We start from the raw sequence: 14,417 nt of genomic DNA, 5'->3' as shown, positions 1-14,417 counted from the left end.
TGACCCGACTCGGACATTTCAACGCTAGTCAGATGGGAATGGGAACGATTCTTCCGTCGAATCAGCCAACGGAACCGTTGACGCTGACACAATAATGGCTGACCCTAAACTTAACCTCTTTTGTATCGGCACGACTGTGAAAGTTTCTTTCCTTCCTGAAAGCACTGTTGCAAATTTGGTGAATTAACCAGCGTCAAAATGGGACCTCTTTAAAAACGGTTAACGGAAAACGCGGCGATGGGTAGGTCCGTGGTCCCGGTGACGATCAGATCGGCAACAATTTGACCGACTATCGGGGTCAGGGCGAAGCCGTGGGCGGAAAACCCGAAAGCATGAAATGCGCCATCGGCTGCGCTCGCCCCGATCACCGGGATTCCATCCGGCGTATGTCCCTCGATTCCTGCCCAGCAACGAACCATCCGGGCGTGGCGCATGAACGGAAACAACGCCGCAGCCATTTTCGCATTAGCACCCAGACCCATAAAATTCATGTGCGTGCGATTGTGTTCCGGCTCGGCCCTACCCTGGAAGCCACCCCCGATCATCACCGTACCGTTCTCGACTTGCTTGAATGACAGAGTGCGACCTTGCGCGCCGACCACAGGCTCGATAAATCGTGGCATTCGGGCTGTGATCATCAGCATCAGGGCGCGCGCCTCAACCGGTACGCGCTCACCGATCATGGCGGCGACGCGCCCGCCCCATGCACCGGCGCAGTTGACCAGGATCGGCGATTCAAGATCACCGGCATTTGAAACCACACGCCAGTTATCGTCGATTCGCTTTATATCGATGACTGATGTGTTTTCCAGAATACGGGCGCCAAGGGTGATTGCCTTGCGCTTGAAGGCTAGGGCCGTCCGGAATGGATCGGCGTAACCGTCACCGCGCACAAGCATGCCACCGACACAATGGGGTGAAATTGCCGGCAACAAGTCCCGTAGCTGAGCCCTATCAATGATCTCTTCGTGTTCGAAACCGGCCTCCAGAACCGTCTTGCGTCGCGCTGTCAGGGCCTGCAACTCAGTCTCGGATTCGGCGACTTTGATCTGGCCCGGACTGACAAATCCACAGCCGTCGTCCACGAGGCCCCGGATGTTGCGCCAACGCTCGAGCGCTGCCTCGGCGAGGGGAATTTCCGGCAACGCCCGACCCAATCGACGAACGCCGCCAGCATTGACGCCAGAAGCGTGGCGACCGACGTGATCCCTTTCGACGATGAGCGGACTGAGCCCACGCAGGGCAAGATGGAGGGCCGTGGAGCAGCCATGCAGGCCACCGCCAATGATAATAGCATCGGCCGTGTGGACGGCGTTTCCCATCGGCTCAATCGAGCCCCGGCTTAGTTGTCGCTGCCACCGCCAGATCAGCAAGTTCGGCTAGCATCAGGGGTTTAACCGGTGGACGCAGGCGAAACGCTCCAACTTCCCCAACCGGAACGCAGCGGGTCTGGGCGATCATTTCACTAACCGTCAGCCCACAAAACCTCCCCTGACACGGTCCCATGCCGCAGCGGCTAAAACTTTTCAACTGGTTGGGTCCGGCACAACCCAAGTCAATGGAATCCCGAATGGTGCCTGCTGACACCTCTTCACAGCGGCACACGATAGTGTCGGCCTCTTCGGGAATACGGAAATTGTCGGATGGCCGGAACATAGCATCGAGAAACGGCCGAATTCGCATTTCACCGGCAAGAGCCCGCCGGGACGGTTCGACGCGATGATCCCGTTCCATTTTGTTGAGACGACCAGACCGGTGCAATGCGCCGTAGGCGGCAATCCGTCCCCGATATTCGGCTGCCCGCGCACCGCCGATACCGACGCCGTCGCCGGCGATGGCGATCCCCGGCACGTCGGTTTCAGCCCAGTCATCGGTAAGCGGGTGCCAGCATAGTTGGCGATCACTCCAAAGGTGTGTGCAACCGGCGGCCATGGCCATATTGACGTTGGGCACGACACCCTGATGAAGAAAAACGTGCTCGGTATCAAGCTTGCACCATGTGTTCCGGTGCAGGTATTCAACGCCCTCCACGGAATTTTCACCAACCAATTTCAGTTTCTTGACATTTTTGATAAAGGGAATACCGGCAGCTCTTAGGCGGGCAATCCAACGCTTTCCCTTCATCAGCGTCCCAATATCCAAGAGTGCCGCAGGAAGGTGGGGCAGCGCGCCCAGAAGGTTGGAACGAGGTGTGGTATCGAGGATGGCGCGGATGGAAATTCCGGCCTTCAAGTACTGATAGGCAACCAAATAGAGCAACGGGCCGGTACCGGCGAATACCGCATCGGGGACCGCCATGCCAGAGGATTTGAGCAGCACCTGAGCGCCACCGACTGTCATAACGCCGGGCAGTGTCCAACCGGGAACCGGAAACGGCCGTTCCTGGGCACCGGTCGCTAAAATCACCTGATCGGCTGTTAACAGCCGTGCAACACCATCCTTGGAGACGCCAATCTCCTTTTCCTGCGAAACCTGCCAGACAGTGGCACCACCGACGTATTCAACACTGCTGTTCGCCAGCACTTCAACCAGGCTTCGGCCCTGATAATAATCATCACCAAGAATCTTTTGATCCTTGATAGGCTGGCGTGCAACGGCCCGGTAGATCTGCCCCCCGGCCTCAGGTAGTTCGTCTAAAAGCAGAACAGAAGCGCCCTGCTCCGACGCCACCGTGGCGGCCGCCATGCCTGCTGGTCCGGCGCCGACGACGGCAATATCGTAATGGTCCTTCATGGTGCGTCCCCATCGTCGACTCCAGGTAGCGGGTCCAGATCGATATCGCCTGCACCCTGCTGACGTTTGACGCGCATGCCGTCACGAACCACCGTCATGCAAGCTTGGCGATTAGCCATGCCATCGATTTCGACCAGGCAATCAAAACATACCCCCATCATACAGAATGGTCCCCGCGCTGCGCCGCTTACCGGGGTGGTGCGGAAGGTCCATTGATTTTGAGCGAGTAGGGCTGCGGCCACCGTTTCCTCTGAGCGGACAGTCAGCGGCGCACCTTCGAATTCGATGGTTACCATGGGGCCGTCGTCGTTGGTGTCGATTTTATGCATGGGCTGAACTCGCGGGGAATCTCGCTGCGCGCATCGGGGAAAGGCTGTCGGATAGGGAGCCTTCGGCGATCGAGGCGGCAAGGTGAAAAACATGGGAGGCCGCCAAGGTGACTCCGCTGTGACAGACGGCGGCAAAGGCGCCCGGATATTGTTCGGACTGTTCGTAGATAGGGTATGCGTCAGGGGTCATGACCCGCAGCGAACCCCAGGCGCGAACAACGCTGGCGCGACGCAGATGCGGAAAAACCCGCACAGCACGTGCCGCGATATCATTCATAACTTTACTTGATGTCCCTTCGTCGAAACCGACATCTTCACTGGACGCCCCTAATTGGACGCTTCCCTCGGCGGTTTGGCGAACCTTGGACAGGGGCATGGGGAGAAACGGTTTCAAGCGTTCAGTTACGAGCGTTTGTCCACGCACCGGTCGCACCGGCACTTTCATCCCTATCATCGCCGCCAGATCCCGGGTGCCGAGGCCGGCGGCGACAACTAGCCGCGCCCCATGGTATCGGGCCTTTGCGGTCTCGACGACGAAGGACGATTCTTGATGCTGAATGGCGGTGACCCGGCCTCCCGTTTCGATACGGCCGCCCTTGGCTTTCAGGCATTGATGCAGGCTGCGCAAGAGAGACAGCGGATTGACGTGACCATCAGCGGGGCAGTAACAGCCACCGGCCACGTCCGGTCCAAGGCCGGGCAACATATCGGCCATCGCCTTGCGGTCGAGCATCTCGTAATTGATATGCGGTGAGTGTGATTGAAGGCGTTGCATTAATTTACGTTTGGCCTCGAACTCCTTGGCATCGACACAAATATCGGCGCCACCCGGACGGAGGTATCCCACATCGACGCCGGTGATCTCCTCGAATTCAGCGCTCAAGTCGGCCCAGGACTCGGCCGATTTCCATGTCCACTGGGCGTAAGGAGAAAAATCAACGCCTTTGCTCTGCACCCAGATCAATCCGAAATTTCCACGTGCCGCACGAAAGGCAATATCTCCCTCGTCCAGCATAATCGTGGATAATCCCCGCCGCTGCAGGCCGTAGGCGAGCGCCGAACCAACAAGGCCACCGCCGACAACAATGGCATCATGGACGCTCATTGCTTTTGGCCTCCTCCTCAACCATTGAACCGGTCAACGCGGTATGGCGTCAGATCAATGCTCGAGGTTTGACCACCGACAAGGTCGGCGACGATGCGGCCGGTATTGGGGGCCATGCCAAAGCCGTAGTGAGAGTGGCCAAAAGCGGCAAACAAGTTGTCATGACCCGGAACGCCGCCGATACAGGGCAGGCTGTCGGGAAACGACGGGCGTGTGCCCATCCATTCCTCTGACTCATCGACGTTGATCTCGGGGAACAATTTCTTGACGAGGCGCTTGAACACCCTTGCCCGCCTGTAGTTGGGCGGCGCATCGAGTCCGGCAAATTCGGCCGTACCCGCGCAACGCACACCGGCGTTCATCGAACTGGTGACGAATTTTCTTTCCGTGTCCATGATCGAATTGTTAATGACGATGCCCGGGTTTTTTAAAACAAGGTGGTACCCGCGTTCAGCCTCAAGCGGCACCGAGACGCCGAGCGGCGCCAGTAGCCTTGCTGACCACGCACCGGCTGCAATGACCAGTTTTTCTGTCGTGTATTCGCCATCGGCGGAGTGCATAATCCAGCCACCGTTGGGAGCCGGTGAAATATGTTTGATTTCAGTTTGGCGAAAGGTCGCGCCCATAGACAGGGCTTTCTCAGCCAGGGCTTTACAAATACCCCTGGGATCAAGAGCGCGGGCCTGGGCCTTGATCAGCACTGCTGCCTTGTACTCGGCCGACAGGGCTGGCTCAATCTCGTGCAGTTCCCCGTCATCGACCACTTGTAAGGGGACACCGAGTTCCTCGCGCATGCGCCATGCTAGTTGTTTTAGGTCGGCATCGACTGGATTTCGATAAACGTGCACATACAGGGAATCAATGAGCAACTGCTCGTGGCCGGTACCGTCTAAATGACGGCGATAAATTTCTATGTTAGGCCGGTTCAGGGCATACATTGCGTCGGCGATGGTCGGCAGTCGGTGTTTTAACCCCGCCTGGACGAATTTGAGAAGCCAGGGAATTAACCGGGGTGCGTAGGACCATTTAATGGCCAATGGTCCATCCGGGTCGCACAGCCATTTCGGTACGTTATGCAGGACTCCGGGCATGGATTGCGGGACACTGCTCCAAGGTGAGATAACCCCGGCATTACCGTGGCTGGCGCCTTCCCCAGGAAGGTCGCTGTCGACCATCTCCACCACGAATCCCTTCTCCAGCAAGGAAAGCGTCGTACAAATACCGACGATACCAGCACCAATAACGGTGACGCGATTAGCCATATTATAACTCCACAGGTGCGCTAATAAGTTTGCTCAGGGGCGCGACACCATCTTCCTTTATATTTTCCACGGCAGCGATGATGGCGGTGGCCCGGTTTTCCTGCATATGTGGGGCGGCCAAAGCCTGGAATTTGGCGATCAGATCGGCTCGACCTATCGGCCCTCCGGGTTCCCCCCAGGGTCGCTCGACAAAGGTTTCAAACCGCCCCGACTGAGTTTCAACGATGACCCTGGCTGGCACTGTCGCCGGGTAATGATCGATCAGGGATTGATCGCTAGTAACCGTTACTTTTTCAGCAAAGGCGACTGTCTTCTGATCGTGAATATCTGCGGCGTTCATCGGCATCAGGGCTTTTTCACCTATGGTCGCGGCAAGTCCTAGACAATAAGGGATCGAGTATTGGGCACTTTCCGGGCTTGGTGGGTCGGTCAGATTATTCAGGTTGGCGGCTTGTCGAAAGGTTTCGACACGGACACTGTCGATGGCCGCCGCTTCCAGTTTTTGTTCGCTCATAATCTGCAACAGGGCTTCAACGGCGGAATGAACCCAACGACAGGCCGAATAGCGTTTGAAATAGGTGTTCATTATCTGGAAACCCTTACCAAGGTCCGCTCGGGCGCGACCCGGTTTAAAGCGTTCTTCAATATCCAGGGCGTCGCAGCAGCCGGTGAATCCCTGCGCCGCCAAATCTGCGGCGTTCAGGCCGGTAACCACCGACCATGGAATGGTTTCTTTGACGTTGGCCCCCATATCGTTGCTCAGCGTCAGATCGGCGACTCGTGGCCCATGGTAGGCGGTGATGGCAAGGGCTTGAGCCAGGCGTTCTGCGCTCATGTCTTTGAGCCGGGCCGCGACCGCCGCGACGCCAAAGCCAGTCCAGTTTCCCGTATGGTAAGCGATACGTTGTTCCGATCCGCCAATACGGGTACAGACCTCGTAGCCTGCGACCACAGCGGCCAGCACATCTAACCCACTGGCGGATGTTTCCTGGGCGATAGCCAGGGCGGCGGGGATAACCGCCGCCCCTGGATGACCGCAAGGCAGACGATGACCATCGTCAATATCCAGAATCGATACGGCAGTGGAATTGACGAAAGCTGCGCCGGTCGGATGCAGTTGCTGGGAACCAAACCAGACATCGGCGGGTCCGTCACGGTACTGCGCTGAAGAGACGACCGAAGCGCGACGCGTTCCTTCAGCACTGCGCCCGGATATGGCGCACGCTATGGCGTCCAGAAAACAGTCTTCGGCCTTTGCGATCACCTTGTCCGGCAGCTGCCCTGGTTCGAGTGAAATGCACCAGTCCGCCAGCGCATTGGTAGACCAAACATTGCTCATTTAGCGTAATCCCCGTTAGCTCAGGTAGCGACGGCCACCGCTTCGCGTTCGCGCTTGCTGGCCGTTACCTGCTGATACAGAACCGGTAGTGCCAGCACCAAGGCGTAGAAGTCGCTGGTCCAGCCCGGTGCAACCATGAACAGGGCAGCTATGCCGATCAATATCCGATAGCGGGTCGGCATGGGTGCGATGAAGTAGGCGCTGACACAGGTTGCCATCATGGCAACACCAAGGGCGCAGGTCAGGCTGGTTTCAAGGAAGGCACCCCAGGTGAAGTATTCTTCAAGAACGATCAGCATTGCCGGTGAATAGACAAAGACCATAGGCACCAACAGCTTGCCTATACCCAGTGTAAAAGCAGAAACGCCCGTTTTGAAAGGGTTGGCCCCGGCAATCCCGGCCGCCGCGTACGCTGATGCGCAAACCGGTGGGGTGATTTCCGAGATGACACCGTAGTACAGAACGAACAGATGCGATGCCAGGGGTGGAATCCCCAAACTTGCCAAGGCTGGCTGAGCGACGGTGGCAAGCATGATATATAGTGCCGTGGTTGGCAACCCGGCTCCCATCATAATGCAGGTCATGGCGATCAGTACCAGCGATACAAACAGCGTCAATCCCTCGAGCGTAATGTCCATCAAGGGAATCCACGAAATAAGGCCGTAAACATTCTCGGCGATGGAATAAGCGCCATCGGCGACCATGAAACCAAGACGGAAGCCAAGCCCCGTGGCGTTGACGACACCGACGACGATACCGATGGCGGAACAAACAGCGCCGACCGCAAGGGCGTATTTAACACCCGTGATGCAGCCTTCGAAAAGGTCTCTGAGGGTAATTCGATGCATTGGGTTGAGGAAGCCGACCGCAAGGGCGGTCGTAATTCCCCAGAACGCCGCCATATGCGGTGAAAAACCGCTGAACAGCACGTAAATCAAAACGACCAGCGGCATGGCTGTTGGCCATCCCCTTTTGAGGACCACCCACAATTTTGGAATTTCGTCTTCCGGCACGCCCTTGAGACCCAGGCGCTTGGCCTGAAAATGGACGATGCACAGTACGCCAACATAGTGCATGGCGGCGGGGACTGCGGCGGCAATAACGATGGTGGTGTAGGGGACTTCCAGGAATTCCGCCATAATAAAGGCGGCGGCGCCCATAATCGGCGGTGTAATTTGACCGCCGGCACTGGACGCTGCCTCCACCCCGCCGGCCAGATGGCCGGGGTAGCCCATTTTTTTCATATTCGGGATGGTTAGTGATCCAGTCGAAACTACATTGGCGATCGAAGAACCTGAAATGGTGCCGAAAAATGCTGATGAAACGACGCTGACTTTTGCCAAGCCGCCGGTGTAGCGACCGGCGATTATCGTCGCCATATCGACGAAAAACTGACCAAGGCCCATGCGTTGCGCCAACACCCCGAACAGGACAAAATGGAACACCACGGTGGAGACGATCCACAGGGTAACGCCGTAAATACCTTCAGCGGGGAAGTACATGTTGTTGATGTACTGAGCCCAGCTGATGCCCGGATGCTTGAGTATATCCAACGGCATATATTTGCCGAAAATGGCGAAAACCGTAAAAAGCAGGATGATGATTGGAACCACGATCCCAAGGGTGCGGCGCACGGCTTCCAGCAGCACCAAAATCAGGACGGTGCCGAAGACAACGTCGATGGGGTACGGATCCCCCTGGCGAATAACCTGTTCGGGCAAAAAGAAACGCTGGCCAAAAAGTTCAAAATCAATTTCGTACCAGGTGACGCCGATGTACAGCGACGAGGCGACACCGGCGCAAATCAGCACCCAGTCCCAAAGAGGTACGTTCGCGTAGCGCCACCAGGTATTGGGGTGCAATTCCCAGGCGCGGTCACCCTTGATCGCCGGAAAGCCGATAAAGATCAGAATAATAACGCCCGACATATGAAACCCCATATGCCAGTAATCGACGGGCGCACCGATACCGGCGGTGACATAGTGGTAGATCGCGAAAAGAACTGAAAAAACTAATGTAAACTGAAAAACCCAAGGGCCAAGGGCACGGGTATGAAGACCGGAATCGTACTTTTCTTCCAGTTCTTCAGCTTTCTTGACATCATATTCAGCCATGTTCTGACCCCAAATCCTTAAAACGAAAACATTTGATAAAATTTAAAATAACACTTGGTCGGAAACGGACGCCGCTTGCGCCCGCTTCCGCCAATGCGTTTAGGCGATTATTTAATCATGCCTATTTCTTTGTAGTACTGCTCGGCACCAGGATGCAGCGGGATCAAGACGCCCTTGAGCGCTGTTTCCAGCATGATGGCCTTGCCCTTGGCATGGCCCTTGTCCAGAAGACCACGGGTCTTCTTGCTCCATAGCGCCTTGGTGATGGCATAGACCAGATCAGTTGGCTGATCGATGCTGGTAACCAACTGGCCATTAACCGCAATGGTCGGGGTATCTGTGGTGATGTTCTCGTAAACACCGGCCGGAATGTTGGATTCAACATAGTAAGGAATAATCTTGTTGATCGCCTTACGCTCTGCATCCGAGAACTTGTAGAGGTTGAAGCCCTTGGTCGAACCCAACTGAATGAGGGACGCGAAAGGCGTGCCGCCAGCATAGAAGAAGGCGTCAAGCTGACCATCGGCGAGACGCTGGGTGCTCTGTCCCAGATTCAACTCGTGTTGATCGGCATCGATACCATAGTGCTCAAGGATCATCTTCACAGAAACCTGGGTGCCGGAACCGGCGGCGGCAACACCGACCTTCTTGCCGTTCAGATCTTTCAGGCTGCCAAGATTAACGCCTTCAGGCAGCACAAGGTGCATGTCTTCCGGGTACAGGTTGGCGATGACGCGAACCTTGTCCTTCTTGTTACCGACGAATTTGCCGGTGCCGTTGTAGCCTTGGGTAACACTCTGCGCACCGGCCAGACCGGCATCAAGCTGACCGGCATGAATGGCGTTCATGTTTGCCACTGAAGCATTGGTCGAAACCGCGATCGCAACGAGGCCGGGCACGCCGCAGGTGCCACCCTTGTCGCAAGAACGCGAGCCTGGAGGGCTTGAGATTGCGTTGGCGATCAGGCCGCCAATCGGGAAGTAAGTGCCGCCGGCACCGCCAGTGCCGATGCGCCAGAACTTCATTTCCTGAGCTTGGGCAAGACCGCCCGCCAGCGTCAGGCCGGCGATAGCAGCAGCTAAGAGTTTTCCTTTAAACTTCATCGTAAGTCTCCTGGTTATTGTTGATGTTGATATGTTCCAATATCTGCGTTCTTGAATGCACAGTGCTGGGTCGTACCGGTTGGGCTTGTTGCCCAAACTCGCTTGTGGTTTGCCCGGTCATCGTTTTGAGATGACCCCAAACCTGTCTTGCAGCCCGAACCATAGTAGGGCTAAGGGTAGGAACCACGGGGTCCCTGAGTAAAATGGAATGGCCATTGGCGGCTTGCATGAAAAGAAGGTATCGGCTTTGGCATCACCGATCAGCTTGTAGGCCAGCTTCGAGCCGAGCCACCATGCCCACACGACTCCTGAACCGCAAAATCCGGTCGCGTAGTGGACGCCATCGCGTTCAAACACGCGCGGCAAGTGATCCAGATTGAAAGCCACAAAGCCGAACCATGTATGGGTCAACCCAACATCCGCCAATTCTGGAAATATTTGACCAAGATCGCTGCGCAGGCTGGTGGCGTACTCACTTTTCCCCCCATCCCAGTCGCGCTCGCGGCCACCGAACAAAATGCGGGTACCATCGGGGGACGGTCGATAATAGTGATAAAGCTGGCGGGTTTCCCCGAACATCCGGCGATTCGGCATCAACCGCGCCATGACATCTGATGACAGCGGCTCGGTGGCGATCATCCGGCTTGCTACTGGTACCAGACGGCGGCGCAGCCAGCGGTCGGCTTTATCTGTATAGCCGTTGGTGGCGACGATGGTTTGCTTTGCCCTGACTTTGCCACGGGTGGTTTCAACTTCGAATCCATTGGTGTCGCGGCGGATGCCGGTGACCGCCGTTTCACCATGAACGGTGACGCCAGCTTCGATAACTTTTTGCAGCAGCCCGGCAACAAACTTTCCAGGATGAAGGCCAGCCAGGTCCGGACGCAGCATGCCGCCGTGATAATAATCGCTGCCGATTTCCTTGTGTTGTTCGCTGCGGGGAATCATCTGGGCGTCGATGTCGAAATGTTTGTTCATAAGGTCGGCCTCACGGCCCTGGGCATCATAATGAGAGGGCCGGTAAGCACCGATGAACCTGCCGACGGGCTGGTAGTCGCAATCGATATTTTCAACTTCAAGAAACGCGGCCAACCCTTCGCGGGCGGCCTTGCCTTCAGCGTACATGCCTTGCGCCGTTTCCAGGCCCAGTGTCCTGACCATCTTTGAAAAACTCACGCGGATATTGGCGCTGGCCAAGCCGCCATTACGGCTTGACGCGCCTTCGCCGGGGCGTTGTTTATCGAAAACTTGTACAGAGCGGCCAGCGCGTACCAGCACAAGGGCCGCCGACAGGCCAGCGTATCCTGCGCCGACGATGACAACGTCGCTTGACTCGGCAACCGGCTTTTCCGGCAAGCGGGCAGGTTCTGCCGCTTCCCACCAGTACGGATCACTGATCAGTCCATCACTTACGTTGATGACGTTTCCTCCCTGAAGTATCACCGAAAGCGACTTTTAGCGTCGTTTGTTTCCGGCAAAGTCTCACCTGTTCAAAGAGTTTAGGGATATGACGCCAATTAATTCAAATTATTAATTGTTTTAAAGCCATAAATTTTATTTATATACTTTGTCTGCCACACCCCTAAATTTTGACAAATCAGAGAGGCCCCAAATGAACCTTCATCAACTAGAGGCATTCCAGCAGGTCATGCTGACAGGGTCGGTCACTGAAGCGGCTCGAAACATTGGCCGCACCCAACCAGCAATCAGCGCCCAGATTGCCGGCCTTGAAAAATCTCTTGGATATGAACTGTTCGAGCGGCGCAGCGGTCGCCTTCATCCTGTACCGGAAGCTCACTTCCTGTTGACCGAGGCTCGCTCCATCCTTAATCGGTTGAACGGGCTGCAGCGCACCATGCAAGGAGTCGGAACCCTGGATGCCGGGCATCTGCGGATTGCTTGTATGCCGGTCCATGCGGAAAACATTATGCCACGCTTGATCTCGCGCTTCGTCAAGGACCGCAAGGACGTCACTGTCTCGCTGGTCAGTCAGAGTTCGGATCGGGTTTATGAACGAATTGCATCGCAGCGATTCGATCTTGGGTTTGCCGAAGTAGCGACGGAGTCACCGCTGGTTAAAGCCGATGAACTTGAAATGGACTGCCTTTGCGCCGTCCCCGCAACCGGTCCGTTGGCTAATAAACAGGTCATTACGCCCCAGGACCTGGACGGCCAGGCCATGGCATCATTTCTGCCCCAACATTTTGTCCGCGAGCGGCTTCATGAAGTGTTCGAGAGCGAGGGACGGGAATTTCGGGTTCGCTTCGAAGTTCAGAACGCAGCCTCGCAGTATGTATTTGTCGAAGAAGGTTTGGCCTGTGCGATCATGAGCCCACTGAGCGCCCAAAATTACAAGTTGACCCGCCTTGATCGCCACCGCATCGAGTTTATTCCGTTTCGACCCAGGATACTTTATCGCATCGCCATCCTGACGCCGGCACATAAGCCCTTGTCCCGACTTGCCAGCGCGTTCTCTGTTTTTTTGAAAAAGGAAGCGCAGGCACTGGTTAGAGCTAAATTGCAGTAATTGAGGAAAGCTTGAGGAAATGCCTTTGCAACATTCTTACAATTAGATAATGATCGTGCTGAAATCCGGGCTTCGGCACTGATTGACTTTCAAACATAGGCGGAAATCTTGACACCTGAATTTGAATGGGCTGGACGAAATGATCCTGAAGATGGGAGCAATGCTAAAAGGTGGCATCATATTGTCCAACATCATGCCTTAAACACACAAGCCGTCGATGTGGTCGCTGGCATGATCGGATTTTCCTGTGATTTGGGCGTTGAACGCAATCAAGGGCGTGTTGGGGCCAGGTCAGGCCCTGATGCAATCAGGAATGCGCTCGCCAATTTAGCATGGCATGGCAAGGATGGCCATTTGATCGATTTCGGAAACGTCGGGATTGCAAACGATGGTGATGATCCCCTGGAATCCGCGCAAGAAGAGCTGGCTGACCGGGTAGCGCAATCGCTCATCTTTACCCATCATATGCTTGTAATTGGCGGTGGGCATGAGACGGCAGTAGGAAGCTTTAAGGGATTGCACAAGTTTCTTGAAGATCAGCCGCATCAACGTATTGCCATCATAAATCTGGATGCCCATTTCGATCTGCGAAAACCGGGAAAGTCCGGCATTTCATCCGGCACGCCTTTTTTTCAAATCCATCAAACTCTTGAGGCGCGCGGACACGCGTTGAACTACCTTTGCCTGGGAGTGGCTGAAACCTCGAACACCAAAGCCCTGTTTGATCGCTCGAAAGACTGGGGCGTCGAGTATTTACTGGATCAAAATGTCCGATCACATCTGATGGAAGACGTGCGCCGTAAAATCGATGCGATCCTGAAGGACTGTGACGTGCTCTACTTGTCAATTGACCTTGATGTGTTGCCACATTGGCAAATGCCAGCCGTCAGTTCGCCCGCCCCTTTGGGTGTGGAATTGGCCGTGATTGAAGAAATCATTGATCATTTGGCAAACAAGCAGGCGGCAGGAGATATTTCCTGGCCCCTGTCGGATATAGTGGAATTCAATCCGAACTTTGATATCGATGGACACGCCGCAAAGGTAGCCGCAAGACTTTGCGACAAGGTCATCAGGTGCATGTGTAATGACAGCCCCGACTTTGCCGGACGTTTTTAAGTTCCAAAATGATGAATGGTGATTTATTTGCTGTCCGTCGAATTGCTAACGTCCAAATCCTCAGTAACATGGTCGCACGGTAAACCATTGGTTAAAGCCATTGGAAATTAGAACGGCGTTACTTTGGGCAGGGCCACTCATCCGACAAAGCCTTTACAACCAGTATGGCGGCATTTGAATCGCCATTTTGAGGGTTGTCGTTTAGCCAATTATTAACAATTTCTATCAATTGTCCCTGATTAGTCATGTCTGGAAAGCAAAATTTAATTCCATTCATCCCTTTATCAGGGCCGCCGACGGCATCGGATATTCCTGCAAGATAACTCATACATCTCATATGCTTCTGGTCGTATACGTAATCCGCTAGATTGGTTTGACACGTAATTCGCAATTCATTGCCACTAATGAAACCATCAGCCAATACAGGTGAAACCAGTCCCACAAACAACGTTACAAAAATCAGTTGTTTCATGTGTCCTCCCAAGCCAAATAATCGAACAGTAATATTTGCGCTGCGTTATCGCGATGTGTAGCGACACTAGACAAGCTGTAAACTAAAGAGCAAATCACTTTAGCGTATACCTTTTCTATTAGATTTCTAAAGGGCCGCTTCTGGCTATTTCCGGACTATCCACCCTCACCTTAACAACTTCCGCTTCCTGATACCTAAGCCGACATTACACTATTCCGTTCTGCGTGACATCTTTTGTTCAGTTGCGATGGTATCGTCATTTTCAAGATAGTCCGCTTTGCTTTGGACAGCAGCCAGCGGGAAGTGCACGGCCATTC

Annotated in this window: 12 protein-coding genes; 2 read left to right on the top strand and 10 right to left on the bottom strand. The window is 55.0% G+C overall.

Annotated features, from left to right (window positions below):
• Positions 1 to 209: 209 nt before the first annotated feature.
• From HOL66_09285 to HOL66_09245, 9 genes are all read right to left on the bottom strand, one after another.
• Complete coding sequence (locus HOL66_09285; GenBank protein ID MBT5244428.1) at positions 210 to 1,322, bottom strand: FAD-binding oxidoreductase; 1,113 nt, start codon at positions 1,320 to 1,322, stop codon at positions 210 to 212.
• A gap of 4 nt (positions 1,323 to 1,326) precedes the next feature.
• A complete protein-coding gene (locus HOL66_09280; protein MBT5244427.1) occupies positions 1,327 to 2,733 on the bottom strand; it encodes an FAD-dependent oxidoreductase in 1,407 nt (468 codons plus the stop codon).
• A complete protein-coding gene (locus HOL66_09275; GenBank protein MBT5244426.1) occupies positions 2,730 to 3,062 on the bottom strand; it encodes a (2Fe-2S)-binding protein in 333 nt (110 codons plus the stop codon). Before HOL66_09275 ends, HOL66_09280 begins: the two co-directional genes overlap by 4 nt.
• Positions 3,055 to 4,167: an FAD-binding oxidoreductase gene (locus HOL66_09270; GenBank protein ID MBT5244425.1), complete on the bottom strand. Its 1,113-nt coding sequence runs from the start codon at positions 4,165 to 4,167 to the stop codon at positions 3,055 to 3,057. The genes HOL66_09275 and HOL66_09270 overlap by 8 nt, the downstream gene beginning before the upstream one ends.
• A gap of 17 nt (positions 4,168 to 4,184) precedes the next feature.
• On the bottom strand, positions 4,185 to 5,429 hold the full coding sequence (locus HOL66_09265; GenBank protein MBT5244424.1) for an FAD-dependent oxidoreductase: 1,245 nt from the start codon (positions 5,427 to 5,429) through the stop codon (positions 4,185 to 4,187).
• 1 nt (position 5,430) lies between these two features.
• Positions 5,431 to 6,768 (bottom strand): MmgE/PrpD family protein, encoded by a 1,338-nt coding sequence (locus tag HOL66_09260; protein MBT5244423.1) that lies wholly within the window; start codon positions 6,766 to 6,768, stop codon positions 5,431 to 5,433.
• A 20-nt stretch (positions 6,769 to 6,788) separates the two neighbouring features.
• Positions 6,789 to 8,882 (bottom strand): TRAP transporter fused permease subunit, encoded by a 2,094-nt coding sequence (locus HOL66_09255; GenBank protein MBT5244422.1) that lies wholly within the window; start codon positions 8,880 to 8,882, stop codon positions 6,789 to 6,791.
• A 107-nt stretch (positions 8,883 to 8,989) separates the two neighbouring features.
• On the bottom strand, positions 8,990 to 9,985 hold the full coding sequence (locus HOL66_09250; protein ID MBT5244421.1) for a TAXI family TRAP transporter solute-binding subunit: 996 nt from the start codon (positions 9,983 to 9,985) through the stop codon (positions 8,990 to 8,992).
• Between the two features lie 117 nt (positions 9,986 to 10,102).
• Positions 10,103 to 11,404: an FAD-binding oxidoreductase gene (locus HOL66_09245; GenBank protein MBT5244420.1), complete on the bottom strand. Its 1,302-nt coding sequence runs from the start codon at positions 11,402 to 11,404 to the stop codon at positions 10,103 to 10,105.
• A 193-nt stretch (positions 11,405 to 11,597) separates the two neighbouring features.
• Between HOL66_09245 and HOL66_09240 the strand changes: the two genes are divergently transcribed.
• Both HOL66_09240 and hutG read left to right on the top strand, forming a co-directional pair.
• On the top strand, positions 11,598 to 12,512 hold the full coding sequence (locus tag HOL66_09240) for a LysR family transcriptional regulator (protein ID MBT5244419.1): 915 nt from the start codon (positions 11,598 to 11,600) through the stop codon (positions 12,510 to 12,512).
• Between the two features lie 105 nt (positions 12,513 to 12,617).
• A complete protein-coding gene (gene hutG, locus HOL66_09235) occupies positions 12,618 to 13,628 on the top strand; it encodes a formimidoylglutamase (protein ID MBT5244418.1) in 1,011 nt (336 codons plus the stop codon).
• 118 nt (positions 13,629 to 13,746) lie between these two features.
• Here hutG and HOL66_09230 read toward each other — a convergent pair whose 3' ends face one another.
• A complete protein-coding gene (locus tag HOL66_09230; protein MBT5244417.1) occupies positions 13,747 to 14,100 on the bottom strand; it encodes a hypothetical protein in 354 nt (117 codons plus the stop codon).
• Positions 14,101 to 14,417 lie beyond the last annotated feature (317 nt).

It is taken from the genome of Rhodospirillaceae bacterium (assembly GCA_018662005.1).
Classification (GTDB): domain Bacteria; phylum Pseudomonadota; class Alphaproteobacteria; order Rhodospirillales; family JABHCV01; genus JACNJU01.
Note: the sequence above shows the minus strand (reverse complement) of the source record. Positions and strands in the feature narration are given on the sequence as shown.